The 15980-nt window shown below is 68.1% G+C and carries 18 protein-coding genes; 14 read left to right on the top strand and 4 right to left on the bottom strand.

Going from position 1 to position 15980, the window contains the following annotated elements:
- Nucleotides 1-147: 147 nt before the first annotated feature.
- The 5 genes from dop to pafA all read left to right on the top strand — a co-directional run bounded on the left by dop (nucleotide 148) and on the right by pafA (nucleotide 5097).
- Nucleotides 148-1647: a depupylase/deamidase Dop gene (gene dop, locus ACWDXS_RS13635; RefSeq protein WP_378988087.1), complete on the top strand. Its 1500-nt coding sequence runs from the start codon at nucleotides 148-150 to the stop codon at nucleotides 1645-1647.
- A 119-nt stretch (nucleotides 1648-1766) separates the two neighbouring features.
- Nucleotides 1767-1961, top strand: coding sequence for a ubiquitin-like protein Pup (locus tag ACWDXS_RS13630; protein ID WP_019047503.1), 195 nt, complete (start codon nucleotides 1767-1769; stop codon nucleotides 1959-1961).
- Nucleotides 1958-2803, top strand: a complete 846-nt coding sequence (gene prcB / locus ACWDXS_RS13625; protein ID WP_449965476.1) for a proteasome subunit beta — start codon at nucleotides 1958-1960, stop codon at nucleotides 2801-2803. The genes ACWDXS_RS13630 and prcB overlap by 4 nt, the downstream gene beginning before the upstream one ends.
- Nucleotides 2800-3573 (top strand): proteasome subunit alpha, encoded by a 774-nt coding sequence (gene prcA / locus ACWDXS_RS13620; RefSeq protein WP_301901013.1) that lies wholly within the window; start codon nucleotides 2800-2802, stop codon nucleotides 3571-3573. The genes prcB and prcA overlap by 4 nt, the downstream gene beginning before the upstream one ends.
- A gap of 165 nt (nucleotides 3574-3738) precedes the next feature.
- On the top strand, nucleotides 3739-5097 hold the full coding sequence (gene pafA, locus ACWDXS_RS13615; protein WP_194824832.1) for a Pup--protein ligase: 1359 nt from the start codon (nucleotides 3739-3741) through the stop codon (nucleotides 5095-5097).
- A gap of 93 nt (nucleotides 5098-5190) precedes the next feature.
- Here pafA and ACWDXS_RS13610 read toward each other — a convergent pair whose 3' ends face one another.
- Nucleotides 5191-5826: a TetR/AcrR family transcriptional regulator gene (locus ACWDXS_RS13610; RefSeq protein WP_378988079.1), complete on the bottom strand. Its 636-nt coding sequence runs from the start codon at nucleotides 5824-5826 to the stop codon at nucleotides 5191-5193.
- Between the two features lie 128 nt (nucleotides 5827-5954).
- Here ACWDXS_RS13610 and ACWDXS_RS13605 point away from each other — a divergent pair, with 128 nt between their 5' ends.
- The 6 genes from ACWDXS_RS13605 to ACWDXS_RS13580 are packed head-to-tail and all read left to right on the top strand — an operon-like array spanning nucleotide 5955 to nucleotide 11279.
- Nucleotides 5955-7106 carry an acyl-CoA dehydrogenase family protein gene (locus ACWDXS_RS13605; RefSeq protein ID WP_378988076.1) on the top strand — a complete coding sequence of 384 codons (1152 nt, stop codon included), beginning with the start codon at nucleotides 5955-5957 and terminating at the stop codon, nucleotides 7104-7106.
- Between the two features lie 16 nt (nucleotides 7107-7122).
- A complete protein-coding gene (fabG, locus tag ACWDXS_RS13600; RefSeq protein WP_378988073.1) occupies nucleotides 7123-7875 on the top strand; it encodes a 3-oxoacyl-ACP reductase FabG in 753 nt (250 codons plus the stop codon).
- Between the two features lie 16 nt (nucleotides 7876-7891).
- Nucleotides 7892-9049 carry an acyl-CoA dehydrogenase family protein gene (locus ACWDXS_RS13595; protein WP_379314982.1) on the top strand — a complete coding sequence of 386 codons (1158 nt, stop codon included), beginning with the start codon at nucleotides 7892-7894 and terminating at the stop codon, nucleotides 9047-9049.
- Entirely contained in the window at nucleotides 9046-9324 is a 279-nt protein-coding gene (locus ACWDXS_RS13590) for a thiolase family protein (protein ID WP_387443319.1), read from the top strand. The genes ACWDXS_RS13595 and ACWDXS_RS13590 overlap by 4 nt, the downstream gene beginning before the upstream one ends.
- A 9-nt stretch (nucleotides 9325-9333) precedes the next feature.
- Entirely contained in the window at nucleotides 9334-10827 is a 1494-nt protein-coding gene (locus ACWDXS_RS13585) for a long-chain-fatty-acid--CoA ligase (protein ID WP_449965467.1), read from the top strand.
- A complete protein-coding gene (locus ACWDXS_RS13580; protein ID WP_449965464.1) occupies nucleotides 10824-11279 on the top strand; it encodes a MaoC family dehydratase in 456 nt (151 codons plus the stop codon). The genes ACWDXS_RS13585 and ACWDXS_RS13580 overlap by 4 nt, the downstream gene beginning before the upstream one ends.
- A gap of 49 nt (nucleotides 11280-11328) precedes the next feature.
- Here ACWDXS_RS13580 and ACWDXS_RS13575 read toward each other — a convergent pair whose 3' ends face one another.
- Genes ACWDXS_RS13575 through ACWDXS_RS13565 form a run of 3 tightly spaced genes read right to left on the bottom strand, consistent with a single transcriptional unit; the run spans nucleotide 11329 to nucleotide 12859 of the window.
- Nucleotides 11329-11712, bottom strand: a complete 384-nt coding sequence (locus ACWDXS_RS13575; RefSeq protein ID WP_378988057.1) for a VOC family protein — start codon at nucleotides 11710-11712, stop codon at nucleotides 11329-11331.
- A complete protein-coding gene (locus ACWDXS_RS13570) occupies nucleotides 11709-12524 on the bottom strand; it encodes a helix-turn-helix domain-containing protein (RefSeq protein WP_378988054.1) in 816 nt (271 codons plus the stop codon). Before ACWDXS_RS13570 ends, ACWDXS_RS13575 begins: the two co-directional genes overlap by 4 nt.
- 29 nt (nucleotides 12525-12553) lie before the next feature.
- Complete coding sequence (locus ACWDXS_RS13565) at nucleotides 12554-12859, bottom strand: thiamine-binding protein (RefSeq protein ID WP_449965459.1); 306 nt, start codon at nucleotides 12857-12859, stop codon at nucleotides 12554-12556.
- A gap of 98 nt (nucleotides 12860-12957) precedes the next feature.
- On the opposite strand from ACWDXS_RS13565, the gene ACWDXS_RS13560 reads away from it, so the two are divergent.
- Genes ACWDXS_RS13560 through ACWDXS_RS13550 form a run of 3 tightly spaced genes read left to right on the top strand, consistent with a single transcriptional unit; the run spans nucleotide 12958 to nucleotide 15958 of the window.
- Entirely contained in the window at nucleotides 12958-13953 is a 996-nt protein-coding gene (locus tag ACWDXS_RS13560; RefSeq protein WP_378988051.1) for a helix-turn-helix transcriptional regulator, read from the top strand.
- Nucleotides 13950-14933: a helix-turn-helix transcriptional regulator gene (locus ACWDXS_RS13555; RefSeq protein WP_378988048.1), complete on the top strand. Its 984-nt coding sequence runs from the start codon at nucleotides 13950-13952 to the stop codon at nucleotides 14931-14933. Before ACWDXS_RS13560 ends, ACWDXS_RS13555 begins: the two co-directional genes overlap by 4 nt.
- Nucleotides 14930-15958 (top strand): 2-dehydropantoate 2-reductase, encoded by a 1029-nt coding sequence (locus tag ACWDXS_RS13550; protein ID WP_378988045.1) that lies wholly within the window; start codon nucleotides 14930-14932, stop codon nucleotides 15956-15958. Before ACWDXS_RS13555 ends, ACWDXS_RS13550 begins: the two co-directional genes overlap by 4 nt.
- The last annotated feature ends 22 nt before the right edge of the window (nucleotides 15959-15980 follow it).

Raw genomic sequence — 15980 nt, 5'->3', positions numbered from 1 at the left:
CACCGAGTATCGGCGCGTGAGCGGCCCGGCGGATCGCTCACGAGAACGATTCCGGGGTCCCCCTCTTGGGGGAGGTGACCGGCCTCCAGCAGCCCCGCTGGGCCGAGATGCGGGTGCGGGTACAGCACGTCGCCTAGGCTCGACGGTATGCAGCGCATCATCGGAATCGAGGTCGAATACGGCATCTCGACCCCCACGGAGCCGACGGCCAACCCGATCCTCACCTCCACGCAGGCCGTTCTCGCCTATGCCGCCGCCGCGGGAGTGCCGCGAGCCAAGCGCACCCGCTGGGACTACGAGGTCGAATCCCCGCTGCGTGACGCGCGTGGTTTCGACCTCAGCCGGATGAGCGGGCCCGCCCCGGTCATCGACGCCGACGAGGTCGGCGCGGCCAACATGATCCTCACCAACGGCGCCCGGCTCTACGTCGACCACGCCCACCCGGAGTACTCCGCCCCCGAGGTCGTCGACCCGCTCGACGCGGTGATCTGGGACAAAGCGGGCGAGCGGGTGATGGAGGCGGCCGCCCGGCACGCCTCCAGCGTGCCGGGGGCGCCCCGGCTGCAGCTGTACAAGAACAATGTCGACGGCAAGGGCGCGTCCTACGGCACCCACGAGAACTACCTGATGAGCCGCGACACCCCCTTCAGCCACATCATCGCCGGACTGACCCCGTTCTTCGTCTCCCGTCAGGTGATCTGTGGCGCGGGCCGGGTCGGCATCGGGCAATCGGGTGACCACGCCGGTTTCCAGCTGTCCCAGCGTGCCGACTACATCGAGGTCGAGGTCGGCCTGGAGACCACGCTCAAACGCGGCATCATCAACACCCGCGACGAGCCACACGCCGACGCCGACAAGTACCGGCGGCTGCACGTGATCATCGGTGACGCCAACCTCGCCGAGATGTCGACCTACCTCAAGGTCGGCACCACCGCGCTGGTGCTCGACATGATCGAGGCGGGCGAGGACCTCTCGGAGTTCCAGCTGGCCCGCCCGGTCACCGCCGTGCACCAGATCAGCCACGACCCGACGCTGCGCGCCACCGTCGCGCTGGCCGACGGGCGCGAGCTGACCGGCCTTGCGCTGCAACGGCTCTACCACGAGCGCGTGGCCAAGTTCGTCCAGCGCGAAGCCAACGAAGACCCGCGCGTGCTCGACATCATCGACAAGTGGGCGATGGTCCTTGACCTGCTCGAGCGCGATCCGATGGACGCCGCGCACCTGCTCGACTGGCCGGCCAAACTGCGACTGCTCGAGGGCATGCGCACCAGGGAAGGCCTGGGCTGGGCCGCGCCCAAACTGCACCTGATGGACCTGCAGTACTCCGATGTTCGCCTGGACAAGGGGCTCTACAACCGCCTGGTCGCCCGCGGGTCGATGCAGCGGCTCGTCAGCGAACAGCAGGTGCTCGACGCGATGACCAACCCGCCCACCGACACCCGCGCCTACTTCCGCGGTGAGTGCCTGCGACGCTTCGGCGCCGATATCGCCGCCGCCAGTTGGGATTCGGTGATCTTCGATCTCGGTGGTGATTCGCTGGTCCGGATTCCGACGCTGGAACCGCGCCGGGGCACGAAAGCGCACGTCGGCAGGCTGCTCGATGCCTCGCGCACGGCCGCGGAGCTGGTCGAGCAGCTCACCCACTGACGCGATCGAGGGGTCGACTGCGCGACAATCCGATCGCTATCGACCACCTTGTCGGATCCGCTCGGTAGGGTTGTGGGACACACACGATCATCGTGATGAGGAAGAGGAGGTCGGCTGCCATGGCACAAGAGCAGACCAAGCGCGCCGGGGGTGGCGACGAGGACGAGGGCCCCGAGGGCGTAGACGCGGCAGGGCAGGAACGCCGCGAGAAGCTGGCGGAGGAAACCGACGACTTGCTCGATGAGATCGATGACGTGCTCGAAGAGAACGCCGAAGACTTCGTGCGGGCATATGTGCAGAAGGGCGGCCAGTGACCCCAGGTGACCCCTTGCGCCTCCACGCGGGGCGGGCTCTCTCCTCGTTCACCGAACATCTCCGCATGCACGCTCCGGACCTGTTGCCCGCCAACAGGTTCCCGATCTCGGATCTGACCGCGACGAAGGATCTGGCGCCGCACGGCACCACCATCGTCGCGGTCACCTACCGTGGCGGCGTGCTGATCGCGGGCGACCGCAGGGCCACCATGGGCAACCTGCTCGCCAGCCGCGACACCGAGAAGGTGTACATCACCGACACCTTCTCGGCCGCGGGTATCGCCGGTACCGCGGGCATCGCGATCGAGATGGTGCGGCTGTTCGCCGTGGAGCTGGAGTACTACGAGAAGATCGAAGGCGTGCCGCTCACCTTCGACGGTAAAGCCAACAAGCTGTCGAAAATGGTTCGCGACAATCTGCCTGCCGCCATGCAGGGCCTGGCAGCGATCCCGCTGCTGGTCGGTTTCGACGACCAGATCCTCGACCCCGACCGGTCCGGCCGCATCGTGTCCTACGACGTGGTCGGCGGGCGTAGCGAGGAGCGGTTCGGCTACACCGCCGTCGGCTCCGGTTCGACGTTCGCGAAGTCGTCGCTGAAGAAGCTCTACCAGCGCGGCATCGACCAGGACCGGGCGCTGCGGATCGCGGTGGAATCACTGTTCGACGCCGCCGACGACGACACCGCCACCGGTGGTCCCGACATGCTGCGCGGGATCTACCCGACAGCGGTGGTGATCGACGCCGACGGTGCGGACGAGATCGGTGAGGATCGTCTCGCCGAGATCGCCCGCGGTGTGATCGCCGATCGGGAAGCCGCGGAAGAAGGGGGCGCCGTCCAATGACGCTGCCGTATTACGCCTCGGCCGAGCAGATCATGCGCGACAAGACCGAGCTCGCCCGCAAGGGCATCGGTCGCGGTCGCAGCGTGATCGTGCTGGTCTACGCCGACGGCGTGCTGTTCGTCGCCGAGAACCCCTCGGCGACGTTGCACAAGGTCAGCGAGCTCTACGACCGCGTCGGATTCTCCGCGGTCGGCAAGTACAACGAGTTCGAGGCACTGCGCCGCGGCGGCATCTTGCAGGCCGACCTCAAGGGTTACCAGTACGACCGGCGCGATGTCACCGGGCGTGGACTGGCCAACCTGTACGCGCAGACCCTCGGGTCGATCTTCACCGATCAGCTCAAGCCCTACGAGGTGGAGATCTGCGTCGCCGAGGTGGGTTATCCCGAACAGTCACCGACCTCGGTGCTGTACCGGATCACCTTCGACGGGTCCATCGTCGACGAACGTGAGTACGTCGTCATGGGCGGCACCACCGAGCCGATCCTGACCCAGCTCAAAGCCACCTACAAGCCGGGTCTGTCCCTGGACGACGCGTTGAAGGTGGCGATCGGCGCACTGCTGGCCGGTCAGCCCGAAGCCGACAAGGACAAGCGTTCGCTCGGTGAGGCCTCCCTCGAGGTGGCCACGCTCGAGCAGCAGCGGCCGCGCCGGGCGTTCCGCAGGCTGCAGGGCCCCGCCCTGGAGTCGGCGCTGGCCGCGTCGAAGTCCAAGCCCAAGCCGGTCAAAGAGGCGAAGCTGCCAGAACCCGACGACGACGCGGGGAAATAACCCACCGTCACGATCATGATCGGGCCTGCGAATCGCACCGGTTCGCAGGCCCGATCTCGTCGTGTGCGCGGAGGTCGTTCGCTGTCCGAATCGTTGTGAACACGTATGCGAATGGGATGTCAGGAGCGCCGCGCGGGCACTGGTCATGGCTGTACTGTCGATAGTGTGCAGCGACGAATCATGGGGATCGAGACCGAGTTCGGTGTGACATGCACCTTCCACGGTCACCGTCGGCTGTCCCCCGACGAGGTAGCCCGGTACTTGTTCCGCCGGGTGGTGTCCTGGGGCCGTAGCTCCAATGTCTTCCTTCGCAACGGTGCCAGGTTGTACCTCGACGTCGGATCGCATCCCGAGTACGCCACCGCCGAATGCGACAGCCTGGTCCAGTTGGTCACCCACGACCGGGCCGGCGAGCGGGTGCTGGAGGACCTGCTCATAGACGCCGAACAGCGCCTCGCCGAAGAAGGCATCGGCGGCGACATCTACCTGTTCAAGAACAACACCGACTCCGCGGGCAACTCCTACGGCTGCCACGAGAACTTCCTCGTGGTCCGGGCGGGCGAGTTCTCCCGGATCTCGGATGTGCTGCTCCCGTTCCTGGTCACCCGCCAGCTCATCTGTGGCGCGGGCAAGGTGCTGCAGACGCCGAAGGCGGCCACGTTCTGCCTGTCGCAGCGCGCCGAGCACATCTGGGAGGGCGTCTCCTCGGCGACCACCCGCTCGCGCCCGATCATCAACACCCGCGACGAGCCGCATGCCGACGCCGAGAAGTACCGGCGCCTGCACGTGATCGTCGGTGACTCCAACATGGCCGAACCGACCACCATGCTCAAGGTCGGTACCGCCTCGCTGGTGCTGGAGATGATCGAGGCAGGGGTGTCGTTCCGCGATTTCGCGCTCGACAACCCGATACGGGCCATTCGCGAGGTCAGCCACGATCTCACCGGTCGCCGTCCCGTGCGCCTGGCCGGCGGGCGCCAGGCCAGTGCCCTGGAGATCCAGCGCGAGTACTACGCCCGCGCCGTCGAGCACCTGCGCAACCGCGATCGCGATCCGCAGGTCGACGCGGTGGTGGATCTGTGGGGTCGCACGCTCGACGCGGTCGAGGCGCAGGACTTCGCCAAGGTCGACACCGAGATCGACTGGGTGATCAAGCGCAAGCTGTTCCAGCGCTACCAGGACCGCTACAGCATGGAGATGTCGGATCCCAAGATCGCCCAGCTGGATCTGGCCTACCACGACATCAAGCGTGGTCGCGGGGTCTTCGACCTGCTCCAGCGCAAGGGCCTGGCCAAGCGGATCACCGAGGACGACGCCGTCGATGCCGCCGTGGACACCCCGCCGCAGACGACGCGAGCCAAGCTGCGTGGTGACTTCATCACCGCCGCGCAGGAAGCCGGCCGCGACTTCACCGTCGACTGGGTGCACCTCAAGCTGAACGATCAGGCGCAGCGCACGGTGCTGTGCAAGGATCCGTTCCGATCGGTCGACGAACGCGTCGACCGGCTGATCGCCTCGATGTAGGCGAACCCCTCAGACGGGGGGACCGACAACAGAACCGGTGGCGCATGGGAGCGATCGCGTAGGCGCCACCGGTTTTGTTGTGTGTGGGCAGGCTCAGTCCGCGGTGACGACGGTCGCGTAGGTGGCGGTGAGGCCGGCGATGAACGCGGTGAGCGCCAATTCGAAACTGTCGTCATCGATTTCGTCGGCGATCGCCCGCAGCAGGTGTGCCTGATTCAGGTGCGGGTAGCGGTCGCGGTAGACCTGCACGTCGTCGGCGAAGCCGCCGGCGAACGAGCCCACCGTCGAACCCATGACCAGGTAGCGGGTGGCCGCGCCGATCATGGTGGCGTAGCGCGGTGGCCAGCCCGCACCGACCAGACCGCCGTGTACGGCGTCGGCGGCGCGCAGGTTCTCGGCTCGGCGGCCCGGGCCGGTGGCCAGGTACGGCACGAAGTTCGGGTGGGTGGCCAGCGCGCCGCGATAGCTGCGCGCCCAGTCCGCGAGTGCGCGATCCCAGCTCATGGAGTCGAAGGCCGAGGTGTCGACGTGGCTCATGATGCCGGTGGCGATGTCGTCGAACAGGTCGTCCTTGTTCGGGTAGTGGCCGTAGAGCGAGGCGGCCTGCACGCCGAGTTCGGCGCCCAATTTGCGCATGGAGACTTCGGCGAGCCCGTCGCGGTCGATCAGGACCAGCGCGGCGTCGCGAATGCGCTCGCGGCTCAACAGCGGAACGCGCGGCCTCGCCATGCGGTACTTCCTCTCTCGTCGGGAATCGAACGGTATCACCGATGCCGAAAATGACTCTTGATTAACCGAACAGCGTTAGGATACGGTGCCCGAGTAAACCTAACGCCGTTTGGTTCAGGAGTGGTTCCGTGGATTTCCAGCTCACCCCCGCGCAGTCCGACCTGCGTGAACTCGCCCGAACGTGGGTGGACAAGGAAGTCGTGCCGTATGCCGCGCAGTGGGATCGCGACGAATCGGTGGACCCGGCGATCGTCGGCAAACTCGGCGCGCTCGGTTTCCTGGGCATCGGGATCGCCGAGCACTACGGTGGCTCCGGCGGCGACACCTTCGACTACTGCCTGCTGCTCGAGGAGCTCGGCCGCGGTGACAGCGCGGTGCGCGGCATCGTGTCGGTCTCGCTCGGGCTGTTCGGCAAGTCGATCGCCGCCTACGGCACCGAGGAGCAGAAGCAGCGATTCCTGCCCGGGATCTGCGCGGGTGAACAGCTCGGCTGTTTCGCGCTGACCGAACCCGGCACCGGGTCCGACGCGGCGAATCTGGACGCCCGCGCCGTCCGCGACGGGTCGGACTGGGTTCTGTCCGGCACCAAGATCTTCATCACCAACGGGACCTGGGCCGATCACGCGCTGGTGTTCGCGCGGACCGGCGGGCCCGGCCCCAAGGGGGTCACCGCGTTCGTGGTGCCGACGGACGCGGCGGGCTTCGGCCGGACCGAGATCAAGGGCAAGCTCGGGCTGCGTGGCCAGGCCACCGCCGAATTCGTCCTCGATCGCGTCCGGGTGCCCGACGCGCTGCGCCTCGGCGAGGAGGGGCAGGGCTTCCGGATCGCGATGTCCGCGCTCGACAAGGGCCGCATCGGGGTCGCGTCCGGGTGCGTCGGCGTGGCCCGGGCCTGCCTCGAAGCCGCGGTGCGTTATGCCGGTGAGCGCGAACAGTTCGGCAAGCCGATCGCCGGTTACCAGCTGGTCCAGGAGCTGCTGTCCGATATCGCCGTCGCGACCGACGCCGCCCGGCTGCTCGCCTGGCGCGCGGCCGATCTCGCCGACCGCGGGCAAGCCTTCGGCACCGCCGCGTCGATGGCGAAGCTGTTCGCCTCCGAAGCCGCGGTCTCGGCTGCCAACAACGCGATCCAGGTGTTCGGCGGCTACGGCTACATCGACGAATACCCCGTCGCCAAGTATCTGCGTGACGCGCGCGTACTGACTCTCTACGAGGGCACCACCCAGATCCAGAAACTGCTCATCGGGCGCGCCCTCACCGGCGTGAACGCCATTGTCTGACACAGGAGTACGACCCATGACCCACCGAACAGCCTTCGTCACCGGGGCGGCTCGCGGCATCGGCGCGGCGACCGCCGCCCGACTGGCCGACGACGGATTCGCCGTGGCCGTCGTCGATCTCGACACCGACGCTGCCGTGCTGGCCGCCGGGAAGATCAACGCGGCAGGCGGCACCGCGATCGGCCTCGGTTGCGACGTCGCCGACGAGGCGCAGGTGGCCGACGCCGTCGCGCGTACCGTGGCCGATCTCGGCTCGCTCGACGTGCTGGTGAACAACGCGGGCGTGCTGCGCGACAACCTGCTGTTCAAGATGTCGGTCGAGGACTGGGACACCGTCATGGCGGTGCACCTGCGCGGCGCGTTCCTGTGCAGCAAGGCCGCGCAGAAGCACATGGTGGACAACGGTGGCGGCGCCATCGTCAACACCTCGAGCGTCTCGGCGCTCGGCAATCGCGGTCAGGCCAACTACGCGGCGGCCAAAGCGGGCATCCAGGGCCTGACCCGCACCCTCGCCATGGAACTCGGCCCGTTCGGGATTCGCGTCAACGCGGTCGCCCCCGGCTTCATCGCCACCGAGATGACCGCGGCCACCGCGGCGCGGATGGGCGTGAGTGCCGAGGATTTGCAGGCGAAGACCGCCGAGATCACCCCGCTGCGACGGGTCGGCGTGCCCGCCGACATCGCGAACGTGGTGGCGTTCCTCGCCTCCGACGACGCCGGTTTCGTCACCGGACAGACCGTGTACGTCGACGGCGGACGCCGTCTCTAGATTGCGGAGAAACCCCATGCAGAGAACGGTTTTCACCGACGAGCACGCAGCATTCCGCAAGACCGTGCGGGCGTTCATCGAATCGAAGGTCTCACCGGTCTACGACCAGTGGTACGAGGCGGGCATCGTGCCGCGCGAGTTCTACGCCGAGCTGGCCGGCCTCGGGGTGTTCGGGATCGAGGTGCCCGAGCAGTACGGAGGCGCCGGCATCGAATCGTTCAAGTTCCAGGCGATCCTGCTGGAGGAGACCACCCGCGCCGGTGTGTCTTTCGGCGGCTCCGGCGTGCACGTGGGCCTGTGTCTGCCGTATCTGAAGAACCTCGCGACCGATGAACAGAAGCAGCGCTGGCTGCCGGGATTCGTCTCGGGCGAGATCATGTTCGCGATCGCGATGACCGAGCCCGGCACCGGATCCGACCTCGCCGGAATGCGCACCACCGCACAGCTGTCCGAGGACGGCACGCACTATGTGCTCAACGGGTCGAAGACCTTCATCACCGGCGGTGTGCACGCCGACCGGGTGATCGTCTGCGCGCGGACCGCTCCGCCGTCGGAAACGGATCGCCGCCACGGGATCTCGCTGCTCGTGGTCGATACGAAGTCGCCGGGGTACGCGGTGGGACGCAAGCTGGACAAGCTGGGTCTGAAGGTTTCCGACACCGCCGAGCTGTCCTTCACCGACGTGCGGGTTCCGGTGTCGGACCTGCTGGGGGAGGCGAACAAGGGGTTCAGCTACCTGGGCCGGAATCTGCCGCAGGAACGGCTCTCGATCGCCCTCGGCGCCTATGCCCAGGCCAAGGCGGCGATCCGGTTCACTCTCGAGTACACCAGGGGCCGTGACGTTTTCGGCAGGCCGGTCGCGCAGTTCCAGAACACCAAGTTCGAACTGGCCGCTTGCCAGGCCGAGGTCGATGCCGCCGAGGCGGTCGTCGACCGGGCGCTGGAGGCCCTCGACCGCGAGGAACTCACCGCCGCCGACGCGGCCTCGGCCAAACTGTTCTGCTCCGAGGTGGCCTCGCGAGTGATCGACCGCTGCCTGCAACTGCACGGCGGCTACGGCTACATCAACGAGTACCCGGTGGCCCGCCTGTACGCCGACAACCGGGTCAACCGGATCTACGGGGGCACCAGCGAGGTGATGAAGATGATCATCGCCAAGGACATGGGCTTGTGACCGGCACCGCGTATCTGGTCGACGGCGTGCGGACGCCGTTCGGCCGGTACGGGGGCGCGCCGGCCGAGGTTCAACCCGATGACCTTGCCGCACAAGCGATCACGGCCCTGGTGCAGCGGCTGCCGAGCATGGATTTCGGTGCAGTCGACGATGTGGCGCGGTTGTCGTCGATCGTGACGAGCATCCGTGACCGGTGCGGTGTTCGCCCCCGGTTGCCATCGCATCCAGCCCCGCCTTGTGCGGTGGCCACTGCTTTCCGCCAACGTTGTCGTTAGGAACCACCCGTGAACGCCACACTTTCCCTGGCGAGCATCCTCGCCGAACCCGCCCGCCGCCGCCCGCATCACCTCGCGCTGATCGAGGGTGAGCACCGCATCACCTTCGCCGATCTGTGGCGTGAAGCCCGCGAACAGGCCGGCGCCCTGATCGCGCGTGGTGTGCGACCCGGCGACCGGGTAGCGCTGCTGTGTCCCAATACCGTCGATTTCCCGCGCGCCTATTTCGCCATTCTCGCCGCGGGCGCGACGGTGGTGCCCGTCCATCTGCTGCTCACCGCGCCGGAGATGGAATACGTGCTGCGTGACAGCGGTGCCTCGCTGCTGATCTGTCATCCGATGGTCGCGGCGACCGGGAGCGAAGCGGCGAGGAACCTGGGCATCGATGTGGTGGCGCCCGAAGAGCTTGCCGGCACGGCGATCTCGAACTTCGTCTCGCGTGGCCCGCTCGATACGGCGGTCGTCTTCTACACCAGCGGCACCACCGGTACACCCAAGGGCGCCGAGCTCAGCCATCTCAACATGGTGATGTGCGCGACGGTGAACACCTTCGACGCCAACGAGATCCACCGCGACGACATCGCCCTCGGCGCGCTGCCGCTGTTCCACGTGTTCGGGCAGACGGTATCGATGAATTCGCAGTGGCGGGTGGGCGGCACCCTGGTGCTGATGCCGAGATTCGATGCGGCCGCGGCGGTGTCGCTGATGGCGGCCGAGCGGGTCAACCTGTTCCACGGCGTGCCCACCATGTATCTGTCGTTGATCGAAGCGGCGGGTTCGGCGCCGGTACTGCCCGAGCTGAAACTCTGTATCAGCGGTGGCGCAGCGCTGCCCGTCGCCGTGCTCGAGGAATTCGAGCGGGTCTTCCACGCGCCGGTCCTCGAGGGCTATGGCCTGTCGGAGACCTCGCCGACCGCCGCGGTGAACCAGCCGTGCTTCGGTACCGAGGCCGGCACCGTCGGACATCCGGTGTGGGGCGTCGACGTGGAGATCGCCGATCCCGCGATCGCCGACCGCATCGAACTGCTGCCGGTCGGCGACGTGGGCGAGGTGGTGGTGCGCGGGCACAACGTGTTCAGCGGCTACACCGGCAGGCCGGAAGCCACCGCCGCGGCCGTGGTCGACGGCTGGTTCCGGACCGGTGACCTCGGCACGAGGGACGACACTGGTCGGGTGCGCATCGTCGACCGGATCAAGGAGATGATCCTGCGCGGCGGATTCAATGTGTATCCGACCGAGGTCGAAGCGGCCCTGATGCGGCACCCGCGGATCGCGCAGGTGGCGGTGATCGGTGTGCCCGACCCCCATTACGGTGAGGAGGTCGTGGCGGTCGTCGTGCCCGAGGGCGCGCTGACCGAGCGGGAAGTGATCGACTTCGCCAAGCAGCAGGTCGCGAAGTACAAGTACCCGCGCCGCGTCGAATTCGTGACCGAGCTACCCCTCGGCCCCACCCATAAAGTTCTCAAACGCGCACTGCGCCAACGTTTCGGAGGAACGGCATGACCACGGATTTCGCTGATCTCGACGCCCTGCGGGCGGCGGTCGGCACCGAACTCGGCCCCAGCGACTGGATCACCGTCGACCAGCGTCGCATCGACCTGTTCGCCGAGGCCACCGACGATCACCAGTGGATCCACGTCGACGCCGAGCGCGCCGCCGCGGGCCCCTACGGCACCACCATCGCCCACGGCTTCCTCACCCTGTCGCTGATCGTGCCGATGACCCAGCAGATCATGACCGTCAGCGCGGCGAAGGCAGGCATCAACTACGGCCTCGACCGAGTCCGCTTCCTCACTCCCGTCCCGGTCGACAGCCGTATTCGCGCCCACCTCACGCTCACCGAGGTCACCGAGGTCACCGGCGGCGTCCAAGTCCACCGCCACGTCACCGTCGAGCTCGAAAACGCCGACCGCCCAGCGTGCGTGGCCGACTCGATCGCCCGCTGCATGCTGTGAGATCCGGCCGTGGCGAGGGCACCCGCACTCGCCACAGCGGCCCGGTGGCCTATCGCAGTTCGCCGCTGAGGACCCAGAGGTGCCCGAAGGGGTCCTTCACCCTGCCCTGTCGCTTGCCGTAGGGACGGTTGTCGACGGGGATCACGACCTCGGCTCCGTGCTGGGCCATCCGCTGCGCTGTCGCGTCGGGATCGGCGACAGTGAGCACGAGCAGTACCGGCGAGCCACCCACCGATTCCGGGTCGGCCCACCCCCACTCCTCGGCACTGTGTGCCAGCGCGAACACGACGGAGCCGAGCGTGAGTTCGGCGTGGTGCACCACCGCGTCCTCGGCGACGCGCAGACTCACCTCGGCTCCGAGCGCCTGGGTGTAGAAGGTGATCGCGGCGTCCGCGTCGGAGACCAGCAGCTTCGGGACCAGTTGGCTGTTCATGTTTCCCATGGTCGTGGAGCAGGGCGTTGCCTGCCTTGTAGATTTCGGCCCTCTTCCGCGAGCCAGTCGGTCGGTGTGGTGTTCATGAGGTCGCGGAACTCGCGCACGAGGTGGCTCTGATCGTGGTAACCCGACTCGGCCGCCACCTGGGCCCAGGACGTTGCGCCCGTGCCTGCGCGGTGAACCGCGCACTCGAGGCGGGCCACGCGGGAGGCGAATTTCGGGGTGACCCCCAGCGAGCGTCGCATCACCTCGCGCAGACGCCGGGCGCTCAGGTGTACGTGGTCGGCGAGATCGTCGACCGACGCCGTTCCACCACCGGCTCTGATCAGATCCAGCGCGCGCAGGGCGTGGTCGGCGGTGGTGTCGTACCCGGCCCGGTTCAGCTGGTCGAGCAGCCGAATGCGCAGAACAGCCTCGCGTCGAGCGGCCGGGTGCTCCGCCAACTCCTCGCACATCGAACGCACCCACGGCAGTACGGCGTCGGCGATCACACCGCCCGCGTCCACCTCACTCAGCGGCATGCCGATCAGGCGGCGCAGGGCCGACGCCGACAACTCGACGTAAGCCGTCGGCTGCCGCGGCAGCAGGGTGGTGACCGGCGTCGCGAGCCCCGGCCGCATCAAGCCGGCCACGACAGCCTGCGTGCGCAAGGTCTGTCCGCCGTAGTCGACCTCGAGCGGAGCCCCGAGACCGACAACGAGTCGAGCTGACAAGGTGGGGACGGCCCGATGTGCCCGAGCGGGGCCGACGTGCTCGCTGATCGACACCACGCCAATGCCCGCGGCACGGCATGCCGGACGGAGGTTCACCTTCGCATTCTCGCACCCGTGGGCGTCGGCTACCCGTCGGCGAGATAGCGCTCGACCGTGTCGACCTTGCTGTGCAGCGCGTCGGTGACCCCGGGTCGGATATCGGCCTTGAGGACCAGGCTGCAGCGGGGTGCGGTGACCAGGATGGCGTCGGTGGCGGCTTTGATCACTGCCATCACCTCGTCCCATTCGCCCTCGAGGGTGGTGAACATCGCGTCGGTGCGGTTCGGCAGGCCGGAAGCGCGGACCACCCGGATGGCCGCGGCGACCGCTTCGCCGACCGAGCCGTCGTGGTGGGCGGAACCGCTGGGCGCAACGGAGAAGGCGACGAGCATTGTGATCCTTTCGGCGGGTGGGTCCCATGGTCGCGGGACCGTGGCCCAAGTGTGCGCCGACGCGCGGGGGAGCGGGCGCGACCATTACCCTCTATCGAGTGGCGATATCCAAGGTCGAGCGGCTGATGAATCTGGTCATCGCGCTGCTGTCGACCAGGCAGTTCCTGAGCGCGGAACGTATTCGCGCCAGCGTGGCCGGTTACGAGGACTCCGCGACCGACGAGGCGTTCAGCCGGATGTTCGAGCGCGACAAGAACGAACTGCGCGATCTGGGCATCCCGTTGGAAGTCGGTCCGGTGGGACGGTTCTCGACACTCGAGGGATACCGGATCAACCGGGACGCCTACGAGCTGCCCGATATCGACCTGTCCAGCGAGGAAGCCGCGGCGGTCGCCGTCGCGGTGCAGATGTGGGCCTCACCGGAATTGGCGGGCGCGGCCGAGGGCGCGCTGCTGAAGCTGCGCGCGGCCGGGGTCACCGTCGAGACCGACAACGTCGGGGTGTCGGTGCCCGCGGTGCCCGCCCGCACCCGAGGGTCGGAGCCGGTGTTGCGGGAACTCCTCGCGGCGATCGACGCGGGGCAGGCGGTGCGGTTCGGCCACCACAGCGCCGTCACCGATCCGTTCGTGACCCGCGATGTCGAACCGTGGGGGGTGGTCACCCGGCACGGGCGCTGGTATCTGGTCGGCCACGACCGCGAACGTGATGCCGTTCGCACGTTCCGGCTCTCGCGGATCGGTGGACAGGTGCGGCCGTACGGTCCGGTCGACGCGGTCCACAAGCCCGCGCACACCGATCTGCGCGCGATCGTCGACCGGGTCACCGGCGACGCTCCCGTCACCGGGTCGGCCACCGTGTGGGTCGCCAAGGGCCGCGGTCGCGAATTGCGCCGCATCGGCACCGAAGTCGACACCCGTGACCTGGGCGGACGTCCCGGCTCGGTGCTCGCGGTGCCGGTCCGATCCCGCGACTGGGTGGCCCGGCTGATCACCGGCCTCGGTCCCGATGTTCTCGTTCTGGAACCACCGGAACTGCGCGCCGACGTGATGAACCGGCTACGGTCGGTACTCGACCACACGGAGGTCACGTCGTGAGTTCGCGTCTGTCCCTACGCCTTTCGCGCCTGCTGAACATGGTGCCGTACCTGCTCGCGCACCCGGGTATCAGCGCGGCCGAGGCCGCCGCCGAACTGGGTGTCACCACCAAACAGCTGATGAGCGACCTCAATCAGCTGTGGATGTGCGGATTGCCGGGCTACGGTCCCGGCGATCTGATCGACCTGTCGTTCTCCGAGGAGAGCATCGAGGTCACCTTCTCGGCCGGGATCGAACGGCCGCTACGGCTGACCTCCACCGAGGCCACCGCGCTGCTGGTGGCGCTGCGCTCGATCGTGGAGATGCCGGGCATGGTCGATCCGACCGCCGCGCACGCCGCCATCGCCAAGATCGAATCGGCGATCGCCAGCACCGACGCCGTCGTCACCGGCAAACCGGTCGATGTCCCCGTCGAGAAGCCGGTGGTCGCGACCGTGCGCGCCGCGCTCGCCGACGCGCGGGCCCTGCGCCTGGTCTACTACTCCGCCAGCCGCGACGAGGTGTCCGAACGTATCGTCGACCCGATTCGCGTGGTGCTGGTCGACAACAACAGCTACCTGCAGGCCTGGTGCAGGCAGGCCGAAGGCGTTCGCCTGTTCCGGTTCGATCGGATCGAGGACGCCACCGAACTCGACGAACCCGCTCGCGCGCCGAGTCACGCCGCCAACGACGCCGCGGCACTCGACCTGTTCCAGGACGACCCCGACGTGCCGCTGGCCCGGCTCCGGATCCGCGCCGATTACGCCTGGGTGCTCGACCAGTACCCCATGCACCGCATCGAATCGCGCGCGGACGGCAGCATCGAGGCGGGCATGCGCTTCGCCTCACCGGACTGGATGGCTCGGCTGCTGCTCGGCTTCGGCACCGGCGTCACCGTGCTCGGGCCACCCGAACTGGTAGCGGCGGTGCGCCTGCGCGCCGACGCCGCCCTGGCCGCCTACGCGGCCGCCGGACTGGTGGGGGAGACCGAACCCGCGTGAGTCAGCGAGTACTGGTCCTCGGCGCGGGCAGCGTCGGGGTTTTCATCGGCGGTCACCTGGCCGCCGCGGGCATGGAAGTGATCTTCGTCGGCCGTCAGCGGATCCTCGACGACATCGCCGAACACGGCCTGCGCCTCACCGATCTGGACGGCGGTTCGACCGAGGTGACGCCCGACCGGTTCGGCCTCGCGCTCGAGCCCGACGAACCGGAGTTGGCCGACCTGGTCCTGGTGACGGTGAAATCGGCCGACACCGCCGCCGCGGTCCGTGCCGTCGCGGGCCGATTACGCCCCGGCACGCCGGTCGTGAGCCTGCAGAACGGCATCGGCAACGCCAGTGTGATCAGAGAGATTCTGCCGACCAGCATCGCCCTGGCCGGGATGGTGATGTTCAACGTGGTGCACAGCGGTCGCGGGTGTTTCCACCGCGCCAGCGACGGCGACCTCGCGATTCAGGACGACCCGGTCGTCGACCGCTTCGCCGACCGTTTCCGGGCGGCCGGACTGCCGCTGCGCCGCCACCGCGATCTGCGTCCGGTGCAATGGGCGAAACTGCTGCTCAATCTGAACAACCCGATCAACGCGCTGTCGGGCAAGCCGCTGCGTGAGGAACTCGCCGAGCGTGACTACCGCCGCTGCCTCGCGCTGACCCAGTCCGAAGCCCTCGCCGTGATGAACACTGCGCGAATTCGGCCCGCGCAGCTCACCCCCGTTCCACCCGAGTTGATGGTGCATTTGCTGCGCGTTCCCGACGCGGTCTTCCGGCGGGTGTTCGGGCGCGTGCTCGCCATCGATCCGCTCGCCCGTTCGTCGATGGCCGATGACCTCGCACTCGGTCGGCGGACCGAAATCGCGTGGTTGTGCGGGGAAATCGTGCGCCTCGGCGACATGGTCGGGCACCCGACGCCGGTCAACCGGCGGTTGACGGAGCTGATCAGGATCGCCGAGTCCGGCGACACCGCCCGGTTCACCGGGAGCCGGTTGTTCGCCGAGCTGACCGGGGCGGCGGCCGCTGTCGCGGGTTGAACGCGTGGCGAACACCGCTGCG

Source organism: Nocardia sp. NPDC003183, assembly GCF_053590715.1.
The sequence above is the reverse complement of the archived record's forward strand: the minus strand, read 5'-3'. Positions and strand labels throughout refer to the sequence as shown.

Excerpts from the sequence above, each read along its gene's own strand:
- dop (WP_378988087.1), top strand. The coding sequence starts at position 148 with ATGCAGCGCATCATCGGAATCGAGGTCGAATACGGCATCTCGACCCCC.
- ACWDXS_RS13630 (WP_019047503.1), top strand. The coding sequence starts at position 1,767 with ATGGCACAAGAGCAGACCAAGCGCGCCGGGGGTGGCGACGAGGACGAG.
- prcA (WP_301901013.1), top strand. The coding sequence starts at position 2,800 with ATGACGCTGCCGTATTACGCCTCGGCCGAGCAGATCATGCGCGACAAG.
- ACWDXS_RS13610 (WP_378988079.1), bottom strand. The coding sequence starts at position 5,826 with ATGGCGAGGCCGCGCGTTCCGCTGTTGAGCCGCGAGCGCATTCGCGAC.
- fabG (WP_378988073.1), top strand. The coding sequence starts at position 7,123 with ATGACCCACCGAACAGCCTTCGTCACCGGGGCGGCTCGCGGCATCGGC.
- ACWDXS_RS13595 (WP_379314982.1), top strand. The coding sequence starts at position 7,892 with ATGCAGAGAACGGTTTTCACCGACGAGCACGCAGCATTCCGCAAGACC.
- ACWDXS_RS13580 (WP_449965464.1), top strand. The coding sequence starts at position 10,824 with ATGACCACGGATTTCGCTGATCTCGACGCCCTGCGGGCGGCGGTCGGC.
- ACWDXS_RS13575 (WP_378988057.1), bottom strand. The coding sequence starts at position 11,712 with ATGAACAGCCAACTGGTCCCGAAGCTGCTGGTCTCCGACGCGGACGCC.
- ACWDXS_RS13565 (WP_449965459.1), bottom strand. The coding sequence starts at position 12,859 with ATGCTCGTCGCCTTCTCCGTTGCGCCCAGCGGTTCCGCCCACCACGAC.